The sequence below is a fragment of the Streptomyces flavalbus genome (genome assembly GCF_042674625.1).
Lineage (GTDB): Bacteria > Actinomycetota > Actinomycetes > Streptomycetales > Streptomycetaceae > Streptomyces > Streptomyces flavalbus.
Genome location: NZ_JBHTEB010000001.1, coordinates 3,943,179 through 3,964,183, shown reverse-complemented (window position 1 = coordinate 3,964,183; position 21,005 = coordinate 3,943,179). Strand labels below are relative to the sequence as shown.

The 21,005-nt window shown below is 72.6% G+C and carries 17 protein-coding genes, 3 tRNA genes and 1 pseudogene; 12 read left to right on the top strand and 9 right to left on the bottom strand.

What is annotated here, in order from left to right:
• Positions 1–120: 120 nt before the first annotated feature.
• Positions 121–966: a glycerophosphodiester phosphodiesterase gene (locus ACFQZ6_RS17845; protein ID WP_381610148.1), complete on the bottom strand. Its 846-nt coding sequence runs from the start codon at positions 964–966 to the stop codon at positions 121–123.
• A 242-nt stretch (positions 967–1,208) separates the two neighbouring features.
• On the opposite strand from ACFQZ6_RS17845, the gene ACFQZ6_RS17840 reads away from it, so the two are divergent.
• Positions 1,209–2,579: a S1C family serine protease gene (locus tag ACFQZ6_RS17840; RefSeq protein WP_381610145.1), complete on the top strand. Its 1,371-nt coding sequence runs from the start codon at positions 1,209–1,211 to the stop codon at positions 2,577–2,579.
• A 7-nt stretch (positions 2,580–2,586) separates the two neighbouring features.
• Here ACFQZ6_RS17840 and ACFQZ6_RS17835 read toward each other — a convergent pair whose 3' ends face one another.
• Both ACFQZ6_RS17835 and ACFQZ6_RS17830 read right to left on the bottom strand, forming a co-directional pair.
• On the bottom strand, positions 2,587–4,641 hold the full coding sequence (locus ACFQZ6_RS17835) for a PA14 domain-containing protein (protein WP_381610142.1): 2,055 nt from the start codon (positions 4,639–4,641) through the stop codon (positions 2,587–2,589).
• Between the two features lie 195 nt (positions 4,642–4,836).
• The gene (locus ACFQZ6_RS17830) at positions 4,837–5,259 is read right to left on the bottom strand and encodes an ArsR/SmtB family transcription factor (RefSeq protein ID WP_381610139.1); all 423 of its coding nucleotides are present in this window, start codon (positions 5,257–5,259) and stop codon (positions 4,837–4,839) included.
• Between the two features lie 106 nt (positions 5,260–5,365).
• Between ACFQZ6_RS17830 and arsM the strand changes: the two genes are divergently transcribed.
• From arsM to ACFQZ6_RS17815, 3 genes are all read left to right on the top strand, one after another.
• Positions 5,366–6,229, top strand: a complete 864-nt coding sequence (gene arsM / locus ACFQZ6_RS17825) for an arsenite methyltransferase (protein WP_381610136.1) — start codon at positions 5,366–5,368, stop codon at positions 6,227–6,229.
• Between the two features lie 97 nt (positions 6,230–6,326).
• Positions 6,327–6,411 (top strand) — tRNA-Ser (locus ACFQZ6_RS17820).
• A gap of 308 nt (positions 6,412–6,719) precedes the next feature.
• The gene (locus ACFQZ6_RS17815) at positions 6,720–7,217 is read left to right on the top strand and encodes an FG-GAP-like repeat-containing protein (protein WP_381610133.1); all 498 of its coding nucleotides are present in this window, start codon (positions 6,720–6,722) and stop codon (positions 7,215–7,217) included.
• Here ACFQZ6_RS17815 and ACFQZ6_RS17810 read toward each other — a convergent pair whose 3' ends face one another.
• The gene (locus tag ACFQZ6_RS17810) at positions 7,218–7,406 is read right to left on the bottom strand and encodes a hypothetical protein (RefSeq protein WP_381610131.1); all 189 of its coding nucleotides are present in this window, start codon (positions 7,404–7,406) and stop codon (positions 7,218–7,220) included.
• 18 nt (positions 7,407–7,424) lie between these two features.
• The gene (locus ACFQZ6_RS17805) at positions 7,425–8,288 is read right to left on the bottom strand and encodes a bifunctional DNA primase/polymerase (protein WP_381610128.1); all 864 of its coding nucleotides are present in this window, start codon (positions 8,286–8,288) and stop codon (positions 7,425–7,427) included.
• A gap of 392 nt (positions 8,289–8,680) precedes the next feature.
• Here ACFQZ6_RS17805 and ACFQZ6_RS17800 point away from each other — a divergent pair, with 392 nt between their 5' ends.
• The 4 genes and pseudogenes from ACFQZ6_RS17800 to ACFQZ6_RS17785 all read left to right on the top strand — a co-directional run bounded on the left by ACFQZ6_RS17800 (position 8,681) and on the right by ACFQZ6_RS17785 (position 11,941).
• Complete coding sequence (locus ACFQZ6_RS17800) at positions 8,681–9,007, top strand: hypothetical protein (protein ID WP_381610125.1); 327 nt, start codon at positions 8,681–8,683, stop codon at positions 9,005–9,007.
• A gap of 101 nt (positions 9,008–9,108) precedes the next feature.
• Positions 9,109–9,252: pseudogene (locus tag ACFQZ6_RS17795) on the top strand (lipid-transfer protein); the annotation flags it as partial.
• A gap of 213 nt (positions 9,253–9,465) precedes the next feature.
• Positions 9,466–10,086, top strand: a complete 621-nt coding sequence (locus tag ACFQZ6_RS17790; RefSeq protein WP_381610122.1) for a SigE family RNA polymerase sigma factor — start codon at positions 9,466–9,468, stop codon at positions 10,084–10,086.
• Positions 10,087–10,252: 166 nt separating this feature from the next.
• Entirely contained in the window at positions 10,253–11,941 is a 1,689-nt protein-coding gene (locus tag ACFQZ6_RS17785; RefSeq protein WP_381610120.1) for a long-chain fatty acid--CoA ligase, read from the top strand.
• Between the two features lie 100 nt (positions 11,942–12,041).
• Here ACFQZ6_RS17785 and ACFQZ6_RS17780 read toward each other — a convergent pair whose 3' ends face one another.
• Positions 12,042–13,238, bottom strand: a complete 1,197-nt coding sequence (locus tag ACFQZ6_RS17780) for an MFS transporter (RefSeq protein WP_381618401.1) — start codon at positions 13,236–13,238, stop codon at positions 12,042–12,044.
• Between the two features lie 131 nt (positions 13,239–13,369).
• Between ACFQZ6_RS17780 and ACFQZ6_RS17775 the strand changes: the two genes are divergently transcribed.
• Positions 13,370–13,948 (top strand): TetR family transcriptional regulator, encoded by a 579-nt coding sequence (locus ACFQZ6_RS17775; RefSeq protein ID WP_381610117.1) that lies wholly within the window; start codon positions 13,370–13,372, stop codon positions 13,946–13,948.
• 16 nt (positions 13,949–13,964) lie between these two features.
• On the opposite strand, the gene ACFQZ6_RS17770 is transcribed toward ACFQZ6_RS17775, so the two are convergent.
• Complete coding sequence (locus ACFQZ6_RS17770; protein WP_381610114.1) at positions 13,965–18,245, bottom strand: PAS domain-containing protein; 4,281 nt, start codon at positions 18,243–18,245, stop codon at positions 13,965–13,967.
• Between the two features lie 225 nt (positions 18,246–18,470).
• The gene (locus ACFQZ6_RS17765; protein ID WP_381610111.1) at positions 18,471–18,950 is read right to left on the bottom strand and encodes a hypothetical protein; all 480 of its coding nucleotides are present in this window, start codon (positions 18,948–18,950) and stop codon (positions 18,471–18,473) included.
• A 194-nt stretch (positions 18,951–19,144) separates the two neighbouring features.
• On the opposite strand from ACFQZ6_RS17765, the gene ACFQZ6_RS17760 reads away from it, so the two are divergent.
• The 3 genes from ACFQZ6_RS17760 (at position 19,145) to ACFQZ6_RS17750 (ending at position 20,458) form a co-directional block, all read left to right on the top strand.
• A tRNA-Ser gene (locus ACFQZ6_RS17760) sits at positions 19,145–19,235 on the top strand.
• Between the two features lie 188 nt (positions 19,236–19,423).
• Positions 19,424–19,496 (top strand) — tRNA-Arg (locus ACFQZ6_RS17755).
• A gap of 398 nt (positions 19,497–19,894) precedes the next feature.
• Positions 19,895–20,458, top strand: coding sequence for a GNAT family N-acetyltransferase (locus ACFQZ6_RS17750; protein ID WP_381610108.1), 564 nt, complete (start codon positions 19,895–19,897; stop codon positions 20,456–20,458).
• Here the strand turns inward: ACFQZ6_RS17750 and ACFQZ6_RS17745 are convergent.
• Positions 20,455–20,979 (bottom strand): DUF4760 domain-containing protein, encoded by a 525-nt coding sequence (locus ACFQZ6_RS17745; protein WP_381610105.1) that lies wholly within the window; start codon positions 20,977–20,979, stop codon positions 20,455–20,457. The two genes, ACFQZ6_RS17750 and ACFQZ6_RS17745, sit on opposite strands and share 4 nt — an antisense overlap.
• Positions 20,980–21,005: the final 26 nt, after the last annotated feature.

The following is a 21,005-nucleotide window of genomic DNA, read 5'->3' as shown; positions in this document are numbered from 1 at the left end:
ATACGGTCCGAACGCGCCGGGGCACTCCCCGTAATGGGCACACGGCGACGGGTTCTCACCCCTTCTGCACGTCCCGCGGCCCGTGCCGGTTCAGTCGCCTCCAGCCGCCATCAGCCGCTCTCAGCCGCCGAGGTGGCGCAGCACCGCGCGCGGGCGGTTGGTGATGATGGCGTCGACGCCCAGGTCAGCGCAGAGATCGACGTCCTTGAGGTCGTTGACGGTCCACACGTGCACCTGGTGCCCGGCGCGCTTCAGCCGCTCGACGTAGACCGGGTGGTTGCGCACCAGCCGGATCGACGGACCGGCGATCCGCACCCCCTCCGGGAGACGGCCGTCACGTAGTCGCGGTGTGACGAACTGCATGAGGTAGACCGTCGGCAGCGTCGGCGAGGCGGCCCGCACGCGGTGCAGGGAGCGCGCGGAGAAGCTCATGACCCGTACCGGCGACGGCTCCGCCGCGGGCGGGGCGTCCAGGCCGAACCGCTTCAGCAGGAGCAGCAGCCGCTCCTCCACCTGACCGGCCCACCGCGTGGGGTGCTTGGTCTCGATGGCCAGCTCCACCGGGCGCCCGGCGTCGGCGACGAGTTCGAGCAGCCGCTCCAGGGTGAGCACGGAGGTGTCCGACGGGTCCCCCGGCCCGCCCGCGTCCCCCGGGCGGTGCTCCCAGTCCGGTTCCTCGTCCCGGCCGCGCCAGGCGTCGGGGTTCTTCCAGGAGCCGAAGTCCAGGGCGGCGAGGTCCGCGAGTTCCAGGGCGGAGACGGCGCCGCGGCCGTTGGACGTACGGTTGACGCGGCGGTCGTGCACACAGACGAGGTGGCCGTCCGCGGTCAGCCGTACGTCGCACTCCAGGGCGTCGGCGCCGTCCTCGATCGCCTTCTTGTAGGCGGCCAGGGTGTGCTCGGGCGCGTCCTCGGAGGCGCCGCGGTGGGCGACGACTTGGATCCGGTGCTGGCGTGCGTGGGTCACCGCGTCATGGTGCCACCGGGACGGGGTAACCGTGCGGGGCGGGTCGGTGACCTGAGGGCGACGAGGTATGGGTGAGATATTACGGATGCACGTTTGTGCTCGAAAATGTCTCATATAAAGGATGGCCGTGAACCCACAGCGACCGCTTATGGTGCCCTGATGGCCCGTGGGAAAAGCTGACGGCATACAAAAACACAGAGCCACATAGCCGTGGATCGAGCCGTGGACCGAGGAGAAGAGCTGTGAGCACCGAGAACGAGGGCACTGAGGTACCCCCGGCCCCGTCTGCACCTCCCGTGCCGGTGGATACTCCCGCAGCCTCCCCGCAGGCGGGCTCCGCCCCCGACACCAACTGGCCCCCGCCGCCCCCCGCGGCGCACCCCGTCGCCGGTCCCGAGACGGCGGACGGCGGCGGCCAGCCGCTCTGGGGTGCGGGAGCGGGAGGGGCGGCGGCGGGGCCGTACCAGCAGCCCCCGGTCGCCGCGCCGAAGCCGCCGCGCAGCGGGCGCGGCGGGCTGATCGCCGCGGTCCTGGTGGCCGCGCTGGTCGCGGGCGGCCTCGGCGGCGGGCTCGGCTACACCCTCGCCAAGAACGACGACGACACCAGCTCCACGACGGTCTCCGCCTCCGACAGCGGCGGCGACTTCAAGCGCGACCCGGGCACGGTCGCGGCCGTCTCCGCCAAGGCCCTGCCCAGCACGGTCACCATCGAGGCGGAGAGCAGCAGCGGCGAGGGCGGCACCGGAACCGGGTTCGTCTTCGACACCGAGGGCCACATCATCACCAACAACCACGTGGTGGCGGACGCCGTCGACGGCGGCAAGGTCTCGGCCACCTTCCCGGACGGCAAGAAGTACGACGCCGAGGTGGTCGGCCACGCCCAGGGCTACGACGTGGCGGTCATCAAGCTCAAGAACGCCCCGTCCAACCTGAGGCCGCTGACGCTCGGCGACTCCGACAAGGTCGCCGTCGGCGACGCGACGATCGCGATCGGCGCGCCCTTCGGCCTCTCCAACACGGTCACGACCGGCATCATCAGCGCCAAGAACCGCCCGGTCGCCTCCAGCGACGGCTCCGGCAGCCAGGCGTCGTACATGAGCGCCCTGCAGACCGACGCCTCCATCAACCCCGGCAACTCCGGCGGCCCGCTGCTGGACGCGCAGGGCAACGTCATCGGCATCAACTCCGCGATCCAGTCCAGCGGCAACGGCGGCTTCGGCACCGGCCAGTCCGGCTCCATCGGCCTGGGCTTCGCGATCCCGATCAACCAGGCCGAGTACGTCGCCCAGGAACTGATCAAGAACGGCAAGCCGGTGTACGCCCGGATCGGCGCCTCCGTCTCCCTGGAGGACACCACGGACGGCGCGAAGATCACCGACACCGGCGCGGGCGGCTCCGAGCCGGTGGAGCCGGGCGGCCCCGCCGACCGGGCGGGCCTGAAGCCGGGCGACGTGATCACCAAGCTGGACGATCACGTCATCGACTCCGGCCCCACCCTGATCGGCGAGATCTGGACCCACAAGCCGGGCGACAAGGTCACGCTCACCTACGAGCGCGACGGCAGGACCAGGACGGTGGACGTCACCCTGGACTCCCGGGTGGGCGACAGCTGACCCGGCCTCAGCTCGTCACGGCCACGACCTCCGACGCCCCCGACTCGGTGCCGTCCGCGTACCGCACCGTGAGGCGGTAGTAGACGGTCGTGGCCGACGGCTGCGTGAGGTCGTAGAAGGACTGGCTGTCGGCGGGCTCGCTGGCGATCAGCTCGAACGCCTTGCTCTGCGGGTTCCAGCGCCGGATGTCGAAGCCCGTGAGCGGGCTGCCGCTGTCGTTGCGGTCGCTGGGCAGGGCCCAGTGCAGGTCCCGGTGCGGCCCGGCGCTCAGGTAGGTGAGCGGGGCGCCGGTCGCGGCCGGGACGCCGGTCGGACGCAGGTCCAGCTCGGTCACGTCGACGACGCTCGCGCCGCTGTCGACGGTGAGCTGGTTGCCGTACTGGTCGACGGCGATGACGGCGTAGCGCACCTGTTCGCCGTCGGCGGCCACGGTGTCGTGGAAGGACGGCTCGGCGTTCCGCTGGGGCGATACGGGCGTGTATTTCCACGCCTCTTCACCGCTCGCGCGGGTGCCGCGCAGCACGAGGTAGTGGTCGAGGCCGGACCCGCTGGCGTCGTCCCAGGCCAGCGCGACCCCGTTCTCCTCGGGCACCGCCGTGAGACCGGTGACCGCGGCGGGCGCGGTGGTGTTGCCAGCGACGTCGACGGCGACCTCGTTGGACGGCGGCCCGCCGTTGCCCTCGTGGTCGACGGCGATGACCGAGTAGTAGTACGTCACCCCGGGCGGCGGCGCGGCGTCGGTGAACGACGTGCCGTACACGTGTTCCCCGACCAGAGTGCCGGTGACCCCGGCGGTGCGCGGCTTGGCGGAGCGGTAGACCGCGTAGCCCGCGAAGTCGGCGCTGCTCACCGCGGAGGCGTCCCAGCTGAGCGTGACGCCCGCCTCGTCCTCCCCGGCCCGCAGGTTGTGGGCGGTGTTGACCGGCCCGGTGTGGTCGTCGCTGTAGTACATCGCGGTGCCGGACGGCGCCGACTCGTTGCCGTGGGTGTCGACGGCGGTGGCGACGTAGTAGTAGACGTCGCCGGTCTGCGGCAGCGGCCCGCTGTAGTAGCTGCTCGTCAGCGGCGCCCCGGTCAGCCGGTTCCCGGCGGTGCGGGCGACCGGGAAGGACGTCGAGCGGTACAGGTGGTACCCGGCGAGGTCGGGCTCGGTGTTGCCGTCCCAGTACAGGGTGACGTTCTCCGGGCTGCCCATCGCCCAGTTGCCCTCGACGCCCTTGGGGGCGGCGGGCGCGGTCCGGTCGACGGTGGTGACACCGAGGTCGGCGGTACCGGAGGAGACGTTGCCCGCCTTGTCGTAGGCGCGGACCTCGTAGTAGTAGACGTTGCCGTCCTTGGGGGCGGTGGTGTCGGTGTACGAGGTGGCGGTCGTCGTGGCCAGCGGCTTCGCGGGGTACGAGGTGCCCTTCAGCCGCCGGTAGACCTTGTACCCGGCGAGGTCCATCTCCTTGTTCTTCGCCCAGGTGAAGCGGGTCGCGCCGGTCGCGGGGTCGTAGGTGACGGCGGCGCCGGTCGGGGCGAGCGGCTTGACCGTGTCGACGGTGGCCGACGTCCGGGGCGCGTAGGCGAACTTGACGTTGGCGGCGCCGGTCCAGTTGACGAAGTCGACGCGGAGGCTGTGCCTGCCCGCGGGGATGGTGAGGTTCACGGTCTTGGAGACGGTGGAGGAAACGTTCCGCCACAGGTCGACCTTGCGGACGCCGTCGACGTAGACGCGGATGCCGTCCCGGGAGGAGGCGGTGAACTGGAACGGCCCACCGGACCCGAAGTCCCGCGTCATCGCCCAGCGCACGCCGAAGTAGTTGGCGGGCATCCCCGCGACCGCCGGGGCGCCGGTGCCCCAGTCCTGGTCGATCACACCGTCGCAGTCCGTGCGCTTGGGGGTCCCGGAGAAGGTGGTGTTCGCGTAGAACGTCCGCTTGAACACGGGCGATACGCAGGTCACGGCGGCGGACGCCGGACCGGCCGCGGCGAGCAGCCCACCCACGGTGGCGAGCACGACGGTGGCCGCGGTGGTGACGCTGGCGACGGTGGGGACCGGGGCGCGTCTGGGTCGGTTCATGGATCTCCATCGCTCTGGACTTGGTGAGTGGTGGGTGCCGGGCGGCGGCGGGTGATCGGTGGCTGTTGCGCTGTCCGGCGACTGTTGGATGTCGACGACAGCGTCCGCTTGCCACCGCCGCCGATCACGACTCACCAGGGAGCCGTCAGGTTGTACGCGGCTTCAGGGGGTTCCGCTTTGAGCTGGGGCGGGGTGTCACGGAGAGGGAGACGGCGACGGAGAGGGTGACGGGGACGCAGAGGAAGACGGCGACGGGGCGGCGCTGGTGAGGAACGCGGCGAGGCGGTCAAGGACGCCGGGCAGCACCCAGTAGTACACCCAGGTCCCGCGCCGTTCGCAGTCGATGAGCCCGGCCTGTCGGAGCAGTTTAAGGTGGTGGGAGATCGTCGGCTGGGACAGCTCGAAGGCCGGTGTCAGCTCACACACGCAGACCTCGCCGCCCTCACCGCCCTCGCCGCGCGAGGCGATCATCGACATCAGCCGGAGCCGGACGGGATCGCCCAGCGCCTTGAACACCTTCGCGAGCTGGGCCGCCTGGTCGTCGTCCAGCGGCGCGGCGGACAGTCCGGCGCAGCAGGCGGTGGCCTGCTCGATCACCACAAGCTCTTGTTTCGACACACTTCTATATTGACGACGGCCGATCCAAGGCGCAAGCTGGCTTGTATCGAGGAACGTCTATACAGAACGTTCAGGGCACCGCCATGCCCGTCACGAGGAGTGAGCAATGACCGACCAGAAGACTGATCCCACCGATCCCACTGATCCCACTGGTGCCACTGGCGCCACTGATCTGCGCGAAGTCGTCCGCCAGCGCTACGCCGCCGCAGCCACGAAGGTCACGGAGGGCGGCGCCGCCTGCTGCGGCCCGGCGCCCGTCGAGGTCGACGAGAACTTCGGCTCCACCCTCTACGCCGCCGACGAGCGCGCCGCCCTGCCCGCGGAGGCGGTCGCCGCGTCACTGGGGTGCGGCAACCCGACCGCCGTAGCGGAACTGCGTGCGGGGGAACGCGTCCTCGACCTGGGGTCGGGCGGCGGCATCGACGTCCTGCTCTCCGCCCGCCGCGTGGGCCCCACGGGCAAGGCGTACGGGCTGGACATGACCGACGAGATGCTGGCCCTGGCCCTCACCAATGCTGAGCGGGCGGGCGCGACGAACGTCGAGTTCCTGAAGGGCACCATCGAGTCCATCCCGCTGCCCGCGAACACCGTCGACGTGGTGATCTCGAACTGCGTGATCAACCTGTCCGTCGACAAGCCCGCCGTGTTCGCCGAGACCTTCCGCGTCCTCCGGCCCGGCGGCCGCATCGGCGTCTCCGACGTCGTCGCCGACGACACCCTCACCCCCGAACAGCGCGCTGAACGCGGCGACTACGTCGGCTGCATCGCCGGCGCCCTGTCCTTCGCGGAGTACCGCCGGGGCCTGGAGGCGGCCGGTTTCACGGACGTCGAGATCACGCCCACCCATCCGGTCGCCGCCGACATGCACTCGGCCATCGTCCGCGCGGTCAAGCCGGGGTCGACCGCGACCACTTGCGGCACTCCCGGCGAGCAGACGAGAACCGCGACCGGATGCTGCTGCGGAACCTGACGGCAACCGGAACACGGACGACCACCCACCACCACCCCCGCGCAACCCCGACGCCCGGTACGCTGTACCCGCTCCGCCCCAGGTGGACCGGGGCACGGGTGGGTTGCCCGAGCGGCCTAAGGGAACGGTCTTGAAAACCGTCGTGGCGCGAGTCACCGTGGGTTCAAATCCCACACCCACCGCGCAGCGGAACGGCCCCCGACCTGGTTCTTCAGGTCGGGGGCCGGTTGCGCTCGGGGGGAGGGTGGGGGTCGCCTACCCTCGTTTCGTGGTGATCGGTGGGGTGAGGGCGGCTCGGGGTGTGGGCTGTCTCGTTGTGCTGGGTGGGCTGGTGGCCGGGTGTGGGGACGGGCGTGGGGAGGTGCCCGCGCGGCCCGAGGGTGGGCCTGGGGTGGTGAGTTGTGTGAGGGCGGATGGAGGGCTTGTCGCCGATCTGGATGGGGATGGGGTTGCCGATCGGGTTTCCGCGCCGTCTCTGACCGGGGGTGAGATGGTCGTGGACTTCGGGGGCGGGGTGGAGGTCGGGCCGCGGGAGCTTGTGGGGGAGCGGGGGGACGGGGCCGAGGATGTGCTGGCTGTGGTGGCCGACTTTGATCGGGATGGGTGGAGTGATCTTTTTGTCGTGGCCACCCCGGCGTTCCAAGGGGACGATCCCGTGGCGCCCTCTGTCTCCGAGCTGCGGCTCGGGCCGTTTTCGGCGCGTGGGCGGGGGCAGAGTGATCGGCGTGTCGAGGTGAGTGAGCCGCGGGCCGTCGCCGTCGCTGACTACAACCATGACCGGTACCCGGATCTCGCCGTCTACGGGCATCAAGGTGACGGGGTGTACGCGACGTCCGCCCGGCTTGGGGGTGAGGGCGGGCTTGAGAAGGGCGACAGTGAGGATAACCGGCGGTATCGGGAGGACGCTGACGTGACCGATCAGGAGACGCCCACTGCCATGCCCGAGGGAGGGCTGGGCGCGTTCTATCCGGCGTGTGCCGGTGAGTAACTAGCGCTTCAGGGCTCGGTAGTGCTTCAGGAGCCTCGCGATGCGGGTCTGGTCCGCCGTCGTGTTCAGTTCCGTCAGGAGGTCGTCGGGGCAGAGTTCGTAGAGGTCGCCCCAGTAGCGGCGGCCCTTGTTGTCCCAGATGCGGTAGCCGCCGGGGACGCCGCGGGCGACGTAGCGTCTTCTGCCCATGGGCTCCTCCTCCGAGTCCTAGGTGTGATGACCCGTCAGGCGGGCCGCCGAGGCTATTGTCGCTCGGGCCTCGCGTTCCGTGAGGCCCGTGGTGCGGGCCGCCTCGATCAGGGCGGGGAGCAGGGCGGGGGCCAGGCCGTTCTCGTAGGCGCGGCAGGCCGCCCAGAACAGGCGGGTGTTGCGCTGGCCCTCGTGCGCCGCCTGGACGAAGTGGACCAGGCCCTGGCCGTGGGCCCCGGTGGTCCTGCCCGACGCGCGCGGGCGCGGGGGTGGGAGCAGGAGCCGTAGCAGTGCCGTCGGGCAGCGGGCCGGGGCGAGGTGGGCCGTGCCGGGGGCCGTGGCGTAGGTGCCGTGGTCGGTGCGGGAGCCGGGGCCGACGAGGTAGCCGCCCGCGCCGCGGATGTCGATGCCGGGGGCGAGGCGGCCCGCGGAGTTGGGGACCGCCACGTCCGGGGGGCCGGTCAGCCACAGGTGGCGACCGCCGCTCGGGGTGAGTACGACCACGGTGGGCGGGATCGTGAAGAGGTGCCGCAGCGCCAGTTCGCGCAGGGCCGTCGAGGAGTCCGTGCCCGACTTGGTGTCCAGGTCGACGCCGATCAGGTGGTGCGGGGGCAGGCCGCAGGCGATGCCGTAGCCGGTCGCCCAGGGCGCGGCGGCGAAGAGTTCGCGGATGCGGCGCGGGTCGGTCGAGGCGTCGTACACCCCGTGTCCGAAGCGTCCGCACTCGCCGTGGCAGGGCGGGGCGGTCGGGTCGTCGCGGTGCGGGGAGCGCAGGGCCGGGAGCTTGGCGCGGGACAGGGGGATGACGGCCAGGCCGCGTTCGGCGGCGGACAGGGCGTGGGCGAGGGCCAGGGTGGAGGTCTGCCGGTCGGTGGTGGCCATACGAGTATTTTCGTACGCGTGTTCGAAGAAAGGAAGGGGGGTGGAGTGGTTCCGGGGGGTGACTCGCCCGGGGGTGGGGATCGGGTGGGGGCGTGGCGGAACGCTTCATCCCTTGCGGTGCTTGGGGTGTCCTCGTTCGCTGCCGCTCGGGGTGTCCTGGGTTGGGGGATTAGGAGGTGAAAAGGGTTTATCGACATGTCATCACGCTTGGGGGCGAATCGGGGCTTCCGGGGTGGTTCGGCGGGGATTCGGTGGGCAACCCTGGTCTCGCGACGTCGTGCTCACCGCACCGAGGTGGTCGGCCAACTGCCTTGGTGACAGCTCTGCTTCACGCGTTCGCGGTCGGACAGACCGCTCACGTCCTTCGCGTCCTTGGTTCTGGAGGAACACACATGGCAAGCATCCGTACCGCCCGCGTCATCGCCGCTGTCGCCGCCCTGCCGCTCGCCGCCGCCCTCTTCTCCGGTGGCGCGAGCGCTGACAACGGCTCGTTCGCGGACAACGGATCGAGCGCGGCCGTCAGCAACGCCCTCGCGGGCGTCGTCGGCAGCGGTGTCGGCGGCGCCAACACGGGCAACTCGGCCACCAGCCAGCAGCAGGCGACCGGTTCCGGCGCCTCGAACCAGAGCAACAGCGCCCAGGTCGACGGCGCCGCCTTCACGGCCGTCAACCAGGGCAACGACAACACCGCCGTCAGCTTCTCGCCGCTGTGGTGGTGAGCTGACCTCCTGAGGGGAAGTGCTTCGTGGGGTGATCAAGGTCAGCGTGTGCGGCGGTGCTTCGGCGCCGCCGCACAGGCGTTTGGGGGGAGGGGCTCGCCGCCAAGGAGCGGCTGCCGATCAACACCCATGGCGGCCAGCTCCGCGGCACGGCCGTCAACCAGGTCCCCGGGGCCGGACGGGCCCTGGTGACGGCCGGGACGGGGGTGCCGACGTCAGGGCTCGTCCTGACGGAGGACGGATGAGGGTCTGACAGTGGCGGCTCAGGGTCTGACAGTGGCGGCTCAGGGTCTGACAGGGGCGGCTCAGGGTCGCCCATGACTCAACCCGCAGTACCCCACCCCCTCCAGTCCACCTACAGGAGGTGCAGCCAGCACCACCCCTACAACCTGAGGGGGACCCGCCTTCAGGACCTCCGGCCGATCCGCGCCCCCGGGTGCCGCTCCTAGCGTTGAGCCATGACCACACCCGTCTGCACCAGCGCTTCGGAGGCCGCCACTGCGGCGAGGCAGACCACACCCACGCTCCCCGGCAGCCACCCGACCCGCACCGGGCACCCGACCGGCCCGTACGCGCCGTACCCCTCCTTCTCCTCCTACGTACGGGCCCGCCAGCCCGTGCTGCTGCGCACCGCCCGCTCGCTCACCGCGAACCCGAGCGACGCCGAGGACCTGCTCCAGACCGCGCTCGCCAAGACCTACGTCGCCTGGGAGCGCATCGAGGACCACCGTGCCCTCGACGGCTATGTGCGCCGCGCGCTGCTGAACACCCGTACCTCGCAGTGGCGCAAGCGCAAGGTCGACGAGTTCGCCTGCGACGAACTGCCCGAGCCGGAGCCCGCGCCCGGCACGGGGGGCGACCCGGCTGAGCGGCAGGCGCTGCACGACGCGATGTGGCGGGCGATCATGCGGCTGCCCGCGCGACAGCGCGCGATGGTCGTCCTCCGGTACTACGAGGACCTCAGCGAGGCCCAGACGGCCGAGGTGCTGGACGTCTCCGTCGGCACCGTGAAGTCGGCCGTGTCCCGTGCCCTCGGCAAGCTGCGCGACGACCCCGAGCTGGGCTTCGTCCGCTCCTGAGCCCGCTCGCGGGTCCGACCGGTCCGTAACGTGACCTGATCGATCATTCCTCCGGCTAGTGACATACCGCGCGGTATGCGCGCAGAATCAGCGCAACCCATTACCGCCGCGCACCCGACCGGCACCGCCCGCCGGTGCCCGCCCCGCGCAGGCGGTCGCGTAGGCAATGTCGCCCGGGAGGAACGCCGTGCTGAGCACCATGCAGGATGTACCGCTGCTGATCTCAAGGATCCTGACCCATGGGTCGACGATCCACGGCACATCGCAGGTGACCACCTGGACAGGCGAGGGCGAACCACACCGCCGCAGCTACGCCGAGATCGGCGCCCGCGCCGCCCAGCTCGCGCACGCTCTGCGCGACGACCTCGGGGTGGCCGCCGACGACCGGGTGGCGACCCTGGCCTGGAACAACGCCGAGCACGTCGAGGCGTACTTCGCGATCCCGTCCATGGGCGCGGTCCTGCACACCCTCAACCTCCGGCTCCCCCCGGAGCAACTCGCGTGGATCGTCAACCACGCCGCCGACCGCGTCGTCATCGCCAACGGCACCCTGCTCCCCCTCCTCGCGCCCCTGCTCCCGCACCTCAAGACGGTGGAGCACGTCGTCGTCTACGGCGTCGGCGACCGCGCGCCGCTCACCGAGGCCGCCGCGGCAGGCGGCGTCCGGGTGCACGAGTACGAGGACCTGCTCGCGGGCAAGCCGACGGCGTACGACTGGCCGGAGCTGGACGAACGCCAGGCCGCCGCCATGTGCTACACCTCCGGCACGACCGGCGACCCCAAGGGCGTCGTCTACAGCCACCGCTCGATCTACCTGCACTCCATGCAGGTCAACATGGCCCAGTCGATGGGGCTGACCGACCAGGACACCTCGCTGGTCGTGGTCCCGCAGTTCCACGTGAACGCCTGGGGCCTGCCGCACGCCACCTTCATGACCGGCGTCAACATGCTGATGCCGGACCGCTTCCTCCAGCCCGCGCCGCTCGCCGAGATGATCGAGGGCGAGAAGCCGACGCACGCCGCCGCCGTCCCCACCATCTGGCAGGGGCTGCTCGCCGAGCTGACCGCCAGGCCGCGCGACGTCTCCTCCCTCACCCAGGTCACCATCGGCGGCTCCGCCTGCCCGCCCTCCCTGATGGAGGCGTTCGACGCGCTGGGTATGCGGGTCTGCCACGCCTGGGGCATGACGGAGACGTCCCCGCTCGGCACCATCGCCCGGCCCCCGGCGCACGCGGTCGGCACCGACGAGGAGTTCGGCTACCGCCTCACCCAGGGCCGCTTCCCCTCCGGCGTCGAGGCCCGCCTCACCGGCCCCGGTGGCGAACGCCTCCCCTGGGACGGCGAGTCCGCGGGCGAGCTTGAGGTCCGCGGCCCCTGGATCGCGGGCGCCTACTACAACGGCCCCGACGCCGACCCGCTGCGCCCCGCCGACAAGTTCAGCGAGGACGGCTGGCTGAAGACCGGCGACGTGGGCACCATCTCCCCGGACGGCTTCCTCACCCTCACCGACCGCGCCAAGGACGTCATCAAGTCCGGCGGCGAGTGGATCTCGTCCGTCGATCTGGAGAACGCGCTGATGGCCCACCCGGACGTGGCCGAGGCCGCCGTCGTCGCCGTCCCCGACGACAAGTGGGGCGAGCGCCCGCTGGCCACGGTCGTCCTCAAGGAGGGCGCCACCGCCGACTTCGAGACGCTGCGCGCCTTCCTCGCCGACGAGGGCAAGATCGCCAAGTGGCAGCTCCCGGAGCGCTGGACGATCATCGAGTCGGTCCCGAAGACCAGCGTCGGCAAGTTCGACAAGAAGGTGCTGCGCAGGCAGTACGCGCAGGGGGAGCTGGACGTCACCCAGCTCTGAGCCGAGTCAGTCAAGCGGGTACGACCGTACGCGCGGGCCTACCGTCGTCGTACGGCCGTACCCCCGGCCCTACCGTCGTCGTACGGCCGTACCCCCGGCCCTACCGTCGTCGTACGGCCGTACCCCCCCACCCCACCCCCAGCCACACCGCCGCCACCGCGCACACCCCGCCCCAGCCCCAGTGGCCGAAGGCGGGGCCCGCGGCGGCCGAGGCGAGGGCGCCGCCCGCGAAGCCGGAGACCACGTAGGCGGTGTTCGCGGCGGCCGGGGTGTCGGTGGTCGTCAGGGCGAGGGTCTGGTTGGCCACGTGGGAGGCGACCAGGGCCGCGTGCACGGCGACCGCCGCCAGGAACAGCGCCCACAGCGCCCGGCCGCCCGCCCAGAACAGCGGCACGGACACGCCCGCGACCAGGTACGCCGACCGCACGACCTTCGCGGCGCCGAACCGGTCGACGAGCCCGCCCGCCAGCGGCGCCACCGCGCTGGAGGTGAGCCCGAAGAGGCCGAAGAGCCCGGCGGTCGCGGTGGACAGGTGGTACGGCGCCCCGGTCAGCAGCAGCGCCAGCGAGGTCCACACCGCGCTCCACGCCCCGAACATCCCCGCCTGCCGCAGACACGCCCGCCACAGGTCGGGCGAGCGCCGCAGCAGGCCGGGCAGCGCGGCGATCCCGGAGAACGGCCTGCCGCTCCGCGCCCGCCGCGCCGTCGGCAGCACGGCGGCGGTCGCGAGGCCGAGCGCCAGGGTCAGTACGGCGGCCCCGGCGAACACCCAGCGCCAGCCGAAGGCCTGCCCGGCCAGCCCGCCGAGCACCCGGGCGCCGACGATGCCGGTGAACAGGCCCGCGATGACGGCGGCGACATGCCGGGCCCGGCGCGCGGCGGGGGCGCGTTCGGCGACCAGCGGGACGAGGAGCTGCGGGATGACGGTCGCGCCGGAGGCGACGAACACCGCCACGGCGAGCGCCCCGGTGCCGGGCGCGGCGGCGCTGGCGACCAGCGCGAGCGTGGTGACCAGCGTGAGGATGCCGACCAGGCGGCGCCGGTTGACGGTGTCGCCCAGCGGGGCGAAGAACAGCAGGCCGACGGCGTACCCGAGCTGCGCGACGGAGGCGATCCAGGCCACCGCGGACGGGGTCGAGCCGAAGTCGCGGGCGATGAGGGTGAGCAGCGGGGCGGCGAGGTAGATGTTGGCCGCGGTGACCGCGCTGCACACGGCGATGAGGAGGAGGAAGAGTCCGTTCGCCCGTGCCGGGGCGGCGGCGGGGGAACGGGGACCGAGGACGTCAGAGGGCCTGATGCTACTGATGGTCTTCACAAGTAACCGTTTGGTTGGTCCGATGGGAGGCTGACGAGTCTGCGCTTGAGAAACGCTCGCTGTCAACCAAACAGTTAGTTACTTCAGGGCATTCCTGCCCTACCCTGTCCCGCATGGCAGCAAGGGACCCCGAGGCCACCAAGGCCCGGATCTTCCAGGCGGCGATCGACGAGTTCGCCCGGCACGGCATCGCGGGCGCCCGCATCGACCGCATCGCCAGCACGGCCCGGGCCAACAAGCAGCTCATCTACGCCTACTTCGGCAACAAGGCCGAGCTGTTCACCCAGGTCCTCGACAAGTGCATGATCGACCTCGCGGTCTCCGTCCCCGTCGACCCCGACGACATCGAGGGCTGGCTGGACCGGCTGATGGACTACCACGCCGCCCACCCCGAACTCCTGCGCCTGCTCTTCTGGGAGGGACTGGCGTACGGCTCCACCGAGCTGCCCGACGAGGACGAACGCCAGGCCCACTACGCCCGCAAGGTGGCCGCCCTCCAGGACGGCCAGGACCGCGGCGTCGTCAGCGCCGCCATCCCCGCCCGCGACCTGCTGTTCCTGCTGATCGCGATGGCCAACTGGGCGACCGTCGTACCGCAGATGAAACGCATCCTGGTCGGCGCGGACGACACCGACGGCGACCGCCTGCGCGCCTCCATCAAGGAGGCGGCACGCCGGATCACGGCCCGCTGACCAGCCCGGCAGGACGTCAGTTGGTCCCGATCCGGGCCAACAGGTCCACGATCCGGGCCTGCACCTCCTCGCTGGTGGACCGCTCCGCGAGGAACAGCACCGTCTCCCCCGACGCCAGCCGCGGCAGGTCGGCCGGGTCGACGGCGGCGGTGTAGACGACCAGCGGGGTGCGGTTGAGCAGCCCGTTCGCGCGCAGCCAGTCGATGATCCCGGCGAACCCGGCCTGCCGCCGGTGCACCTGCATCAGGTCCATCACCACGAGGTTCGGCCGGAACTGCCCGGCGAGCGCCACCGCGTCCGCGTCGCTCGCGGCCCGCGCCACCTGCATCCCGCGCCGCTCCAGCGTCGCCGTCAGCGCCAGCGCGATCTCCGCGTGCTCCTCGATCAGCAGGACGCGCGGCGGGTGCTGCTCACTGTCCCGGGGCGCCAGCGCCTTCAGCAGGACGGCGGGATCGGCGCCGTACGCCGCCTCGCGCGTCGCCTGCCCGAGCCCCGCCGTCACCATCACCGGCACCTCGGCGGCCACCGCGGCCTGCCGCAGCGACTGGAGGGCGGTGCGCGTGATGGGCCCGGTCAGCGGGTCGACGAACAGCGCGGCCGGGAACGCCGCGATCTGCGCGTCCACCTCCTCGCGCGAGTGCACGATCACCGGCCGGTAGCCACGGTCGCTGAGCGCCTGCTGCGTGGTGACGTCGGGCGCGGGCCAGACCAGCAGCCGCCGCGGGTTGTCCAGCGGCTCCGGGGGCAGCTCGTCGTCCATCGGCTGCGGCCGGGGCGGGTCCGCCACCTCGACCGCGCCACCGGGACCGTCCAGCGGCTCGGGTCCCTCGGCGGCGTTCTTGTCCGGCGCGCCTATGGCGTACGACCGTCCGGCCCCCTCGGACGCCTGCGGCGGCGCGAGCCGCGCCTGTCCGGCGAGGGACGGCTGGGTGTCCGTCGTGGGCTGCGGGTGCGGGCGGGCACCCTGCTCCGGACGCCCGGTGCCCGGGTCCGGCGGCGTACCCAGCTTGCGCCGCCGTCCGCCACCGCCCGGCTGCTGCGGGGGAGGCGTACCGCCCGCGCCCCCGGCGCCCTGCTGCTGCACCTGCGCGGCCTGCCGCGTGAACGGCACGCCCTGCCCCAGCGTGCGCACACTGATCGCGCGCCCCTGGGTGGAGTTCGGGTCCACAGGGGCCGCCACCGGCGCCGCCTCCTCGGCGGGCAACGGTTGCGCGACCCGCGGTGGGGCGGGGGCGTTCTCGGGGGGGAGCGGTGTTCCGGCGGCGGGGGTTCCGGCGGCGGGCGTCGCGTTGGGGCTTGGAGCCGGAGCCGGAGCCGGAGCCGGGCCTTGGGCCTGGGCCTGGGGTACGGCGGCCTCCGCGGGAAGCGGCTGCCCAGGCGCGGGCGCCGCGGGCGCCGCGTGGGCCGCGCGCGGCACGGCTGGCGCGGACGGCACGGGCGCCGCGATCGGCTGGTCGGCGGGCTGGGCGACCGCGTACCCGGGCGCCCCGACGGGCACCCCCTGCGCGGGCACGACGGGAGCCTGCGCTTCCGCCGCCGCTGCCCCCGCCTCCGCGCCCGCCGCGACGGCGGGCTGGGCCACGGCCCGCCGACGGCGACCCGTGGGCGCGCTGGTCGGGTGCGGCTGCGGCGGCGTGTGGTCGTCGCTCTGGTCGTGCGGTACGGCGTCATGACGCCCGTGGTCGTCAGCGTGGGCGTCGGCGGTGGCGGGGCTCGGCGCCTGGGCCGGAATCGGCGCGGGGGCGGGTCCGGGGACGGGCGGAGCCACCGGTGCGGGCGCGGGCATCCCGGCTGCTGCGGGTGCCGCTGCCGCTGCTGGTGCCGCTGCCGTGGGGGCTGCCGTGGGTGCCGCCGTCGCCGTCGCCGCGGCGGGCCGGTCGGCGTCGGCGGGCGGCAGGGCGAACACCGTACGCGGCCCGGCCTCCTGCGCGGCGGCGCGCTCCTGCGCCGCGGCGAGGGCACGGCGACGGCGCCCGGTCGGCTGCGCGTCCTCGGCGCCACCGGCACCGGGGGCGTCCGGACCGGAGGCGGGCAGCGCGGGCGGCAGGGCGTGCTGCTGCGCCTGCCCCAACTGCCGTGCCGGTCCCCCCTGCTGTCCCTGGGCGGGCTCGCCCTGTTGCGGATCGGCGGCACGCCGGTGTCCGCCGCCCGCGGGGACGCCTTGCGGCGGCACGGTCCCGCCGAGCCCGTTCCCGACCGCCGCGGCACCGGCGGCGTGTTCGGCGGCGGTGACGACGGCACCCTCGGAGACGCCGGGCGCCTCGGGCACCCCGGCGATCGCGGGCAGCGCGGCACCCGCACCCCCGGCGTCCTCGGCGGGCCGCCCGCGTCGCCGCCCGGTGGGGGCGTTCCCGGTCGCGGCGGGCGGCTGCACGGGGGCGGCGGCCTCAGCCTCCGCTCCCGACACGGCCCCCGACTCCGCGCTCGCCCCCGCCTCCGGCTCCGCGGGAGCGGCCGCGCGCCGACGCCGCCGCCCGGTGGGCGCGACGGCCTCCACCTCGGCACCGCCGCCCGCGCCCGGGACCTCGCTCTCCAGGAAGGCGTCGGTGGAGGCCCGCCGGGCCCGCCGCCGCCCACCACTGGTCGTGGCCACCACGTCCCCGGCGCGCGGCTCCGGCGCCGGAACGACCCCGGCCCCGCCCCCGATCGGCACCTCGAGGACGTACGCGTTCCCGCTCATCCCCGGCACCTCGTGCGTCTGGAGCACGCCGCCGTGCGCCCGCACGATCCCCCGCACGATCGGCTCGTGGACGGCGTCGCCCCCGGCGTACGGCCCGCGCACCTCGATCCGCACCGACTCGCCGCGCTGCGCCGCCGCCACGACGACGGTGTTGTCCAGGTAACCGCCGGTCGACACGGGCGTGTTGCCGGTCGCGTCGACCCCGGCGACGTCGGCGACGAGGTGGGCGAGCGCGGTGGCCAGCAGCCGGGAGTCGACCTCGGCCTCGATCGGCGGCGCGTGCACGGCGAACTGCACCCGCCCCGGCCCGATCAGCTCGACGGCGCCCTCGACCCCGGCGGCGACGACGGAGTCCAGCATCACCTTCGTACGGACGACGCTCTCGGCCCCCGCGTCGAGCCGCTGGTAGCCGAGCACGTTGTCGATGAGGGTGGTGATCCGCGAGTAGCCCGCCGACAGGTGGTGCAGCACCTGGTTGGCCTCGGGCCACAACTGCCCGGCGTCGTCCGCGGCCAGGGCGGCCAGCTCGCGCCGCAACTCGTCCAGCGGCCCGCGCAGCGACCGCCCGAGCAGCGTCAGCAGTTGCTCGTGCCGCCCGGCCAGGGCCTCGTACCGGTCCTTCTCCCGCTCCCCGAGGGCGGCGTACCGCTCCTCGCCCGCCGCCAGCTCCTCGGCGTGCTGCTCGCGCAGCTCCTCCAGCTCGGCGACGTGCTGCTGGCGCAGGGCGGTCAGGTCGGAGGCGTGCTCCTCGGAGAGCCGCTCCAGCTCCTCCGCGTGCGCCTTCTCCAGCGCGGCCTTCTCCTCGGCGAGCGCGTCGTAGGGCCGCCGGTCGGTGAAGGTCATCACGGCGCCGACGAGCTGGTCCCCGTCGCGCACCGGCGCGGTGGTCAGGTCGACGGGGAGCGCGTCGCCGTTCTTCGCCCATACGACCTGCCCGCGCACCCGGTGCTTGCGCCCGGAGCGCAGGGTGTCCGCGAGCGGGGACTCCCCGTACGGGAACGGCGAGCCGTCCGCGCGGGAGTGAAGGACGAGGGTGTGCAGCTCCTTGCCGCCCAGCTCGCTGGCCCGGTAGCCGAGGATCTGCGCGGCGGCGGGGTTGACGAGGACGACCCGCCCGTCGGTGTCCGTCCCCACGACGCCCTCGGAGGCCGCCCGCAGGATCATCTCCGTCTGCCGCTGCGACCGGGCGAGTTCCGCCTCGGTGTCGACGGTGCCGGACAGATCGCGTACGACGAGCATCAGCAGTTCGTCGGAGGCGTACCCGTGATTGTCGTAGGCCTGCTGGCCGGGGTTCTCCAGATTGGCGCTGGTGACCTCGACGGGGAACTCGCTGCCGTCGGTGCGCCGCGCGATCATCCGGGTCGGCTTGGTCCGGGACCGCGGGTCGATGTGGTCGGGCCGCCGCATGGAACCGGGGATCAGCTTGGAGTCGAACTGCGGCAGCAGGTCGAGCAGCCCCCGGCCGACGAGCGCGGTCCCGGGCGCCTCGAACGCCTCCAGCGCGATGGTGTTGGCGTTGACGACCGTGCCGTTGGCGTTGACCAGGACCAACGCGTCGGGAAGGGCGTCCAGTATGGCTGCGAGGCGAGCAGCGCCTCGGGATGGCCTGCTGCTCACGAGACGCTTCCTCCCTGTTACCGCACCTAGCCGACCGCTCGGGCCATCTTGCCAAGGGGCCCGCGACGTGTCACGCGAGGGAGTCTAAGGGCTGCGGTTGTGCTCGCGACGCTGGATGAGAGAGAGGTCGCACGACGCGGTGAGGGGGAACGGCGGTACGAACGCCGCCTCCGCGAGGCACTCGCGAAACCTCCACGGAACGGTCGTCACCCGGGGGCAAGCCCCTCACCGGCGCAGATCGGGCAGAAGCGGCACCAGCCGGTCCCAGCGGGCGATCTCGCACCCGTCGCTCCGGTCGAACACGGCATCGACGGGCCACCCGGCCCAGCTCCCGGTGACCCGCGCGGTGGCGGGCGCGCCGTACAACATCGTGCAGACACTCCCCCGCGCCACCGGAGCGAACCCCTCGCCTCCCCCCTCCCGGACACTGCGCGCGACGGCCCGACAGGCCCCACCGGGGTCGGGGTGCAGCCCTTCCCTCCCCCGCTCGGCGCGCCCGCCCCGGCAGTACACCTCATACGTCCCATCAGCCCCACGACCCGCGTCCCGCACCGTGACGGTGAGGTGGTCGACGTAGGGCTGGACGGCGGGACCTTGGGCGACCGCGGGGGCACTGGCCGCGACGGAGACGGCGACGGAGGCGACGGAGGCGGCGGTGGCGGCGACGAGACGGCGCACGGCGGCGACGAACATGACCTGAGACATGCCCTGTCTAACGCGACCGCGCCCCCGGCGTTGCGCGGGACGCCACCGCCCGGCGTCCCACCGGCGCAAAGGCGGCGAGAACGCCTTTGCCCTGCGGCCCACCCGCCTAGTACCGTGGGAGCCGATTGGTGACACCCCGCTCGACTGTGTCATCATCTGCACGCACCATTCGCGCTCGCGCGAGCGGTTGTGCTGGAGGCGTCGCCTAGTCCGGTCTATGGCGCCGCACTGCTAATGCGGTTTGGGGTTTACCCCCCATCGAGGGTTCAAATCCCTCCGCCTCCGCCGCGTGACCCCGAAGCCCCGGCCCCGTGCCGGGGCTTCCTCGTTCTCCCCCTCCGGACGGTGTTTCCGCAGGTCACAAGGGGTAGAGCAAACGGATTTCACATGACGGCGGCAGTCATGTAATGTTCTTCCTGTCGCCGCGAGCGGCCCGGAAGGGCAGGGAAGCGGAGACGGAAAACAGAACACAGGCACTCGTAGCTTAACGGATAGAGCATCTGACTACGGATCAGAAGGTTGCAGGTTCGAATCCTGCCGAGTGCGCACAGGTCACCAGGGCCCCGGAGAGATCCGGGGCCCTGGTGTTTTGCGTGTGCGCCGGTGGGTTGTTGTCAGCTATAGGTCCAGCGCCAGGCGGTCGAGCTGTAGGGGCAGGTGATCCGCGTGCCGGTCGCGGTGGTCGTCGTCGCGCCGTGGTCGCTGGTGCGGCAGAACTGTCCGGCGGAGTAGCAGTTCCCGGAGCTGGAGACGATCGAGCAGGTGCCGGTGGCCTCTACGGGCTCCTGCTGGTCACCGTTCCCCGTACCGACGAGGATGAAGTGGCCGTTCCGTGATGGTCGCTGTGCGGTCGTCGGTCGCCGCGGTCAGTGGTCTCTGGTGTTTCCCGGTCCCGCGCGGCATGATCGCGTCGATGTTCGGCCGGTACCGGCGAGGTGGATGGTGTGAAGGTCGTTCTCGCTCGGGTGGGGGACGTGGAGACGCTCGTGGGCTTTCGGGTGGAGGCCGCGGGATGGCTGGCGGGGGTGGGGAGTGACCAGTGGCAGCGGCCGTATCCCGTGGAGCGGTTGCTGCGGGCTGTCGAGGCGGGGGAGGTCTTTCTGGTGAGGGACGAGGGAGTCGCCGTGGCGACCGTCACCCTTGCCGGGCGGGAGACGCGGGGGCTGTGGACGGAGCGGGAGTTGGGGGAGCCGTCGCTGTTCGTCAGCAAGCTCGCCGTCGCGCGGACGCACGCCGGGCGGAATCTCGGGGGGCGGCTGCTCGACTGGGCCGGGGACCGTGCCCACCGGGCCGGGGCCGTGTGGCTGCGGCTGGATGCCTGGACGTCCAACGAGGCGCTCCAGGCGTACTACCTGCGGCAGGGGTTCCGGCACGTCCGTACCGTGCGGCAGGGGGAGGCCGTCTACGGGGGGCCGCGGGTGTCGGGGTGGCTGGCGCAGCGTCCGGCGCGGCCCGCCGAGCACGGGTTCGTCGATGAGACGCCGACGCCTGAGCCGCGGGGGTCCTAGGGCCCTACCGGTTCTCCCTGGGCGGTGCGGCGCGGTGTCATCTCGGTCGCCAGCCAGTGCAGGTCCTCGTAGAGGCGTGGCTCGCCGCGCGACTGGCGCTGGGCGTCGATCCAGGGGGCGTAGTTGTCCCGTACGGCGATGATCAGGCCGCCCCACGCCTGGTCGACGACCTCGCGGTCGAAGGCGTCCGAACGGGTGCCGACGCCCAGGTAGTTGAAGGCGGTGAGGTAGGACGTGATCAGTCTGACGGCCGTGGGGTCGCCCGCCAGGGCGCGGCTGATCAGGGCTGATACGGCGGTGTGGTCGCGTTCGTCGGGTATGCCCTCGTCGTACAGGGCCTTCCTGCGGTCCATGATGGCCGTCAGGTACTCCATGGTGGCCTGTTTGCGGCGCCGGTCATGGTCCTGGGCCGTACCGCGCGCCAGCATCAGGAGTTGCCATGCCAGCGCGCCGAACGCCACGACGCTGATGAGCAGGGAGCCGAAGGAGGCGACCAGGGACCACCGTTCATAGGACGTCACGGGCGGATACGTTACGGACCTTGTTC

Bases quoted from the DNA above. Each gene is read 5' to 3' on its own strand.
- ACFQZ6_RS17835 (WP_381610142.1), bottom strand. From the start codon at position 4,641: ATGAACCGACCCAGACGCGCCCCGGTCCCCACCGTCGCCAGCGTCACC.
- arsM (WP_381610136.1), top strand. From the start codon at position 5,366: ATGACCGACCAGAAGACTGATCCCACCGATCCCACTGATCCCACTGGT.
- ACFQZ6_RS17815 (WP_381610133.1), top strand. From the start codon at position 6,720: ATGGTCGTGGACTTCGGGGGCGGGGTGGAGGTCGGGCCGCGGGAGCTT.
- ACFQZ6_RS17810 (WP_381610131.1), bottom strand. From the start codon at position 7,406: ATGGGCAGAAGACGCTACGTCGCCCGCGGCGTCCCCGGCGGCTACCGC.
- ACFQZ6_RS17805 (WP_381610128.1), bottom strand. From the start codon at position 8,288: ATGGCCACCACCGACCGGCAGACCTCCACCCTGGCCCTCGCCCACGCC.
- ACFQZ6_RS17800 (WP_381610125.1), top strand. From the start codon at position 8,681: ATGGCAAGCATCCGTACCGCCCGCGTCATCGCCGCTGTCGCCGCCCTG.
- ACFQZ6_RS17790 (WP_381610122.1), top strand. From the start codon at position 9,466: ATGACCACACCCGTCTGCACCAGCGCTTCGGAGGCCGCCACTGCGGCG.
- ACFQZ6_RS17785 (WP_381610120.1), top strand. From the start codon at position 10,253: ATGTCGCCCGGGAGGAACGCCGTGCTGAGCACCATGCAGGATGTACCG.
- ACFQZ6_RS17775 (WP_381610117.1), top strand. From the start codon at position 13,370: ATGGCAGCAAGGGACCCCGAGGCCACCAAGGCCCGGATCTTCCAGGCG.
- ACFQZ6_RS17765 (WP_381610111.1), bottom strand. From the start codon at position 18,950: ATGTCTCAGGTCATGTTCGTCGCCGCCGTGCGCCGTCTCGTCGCCGCC.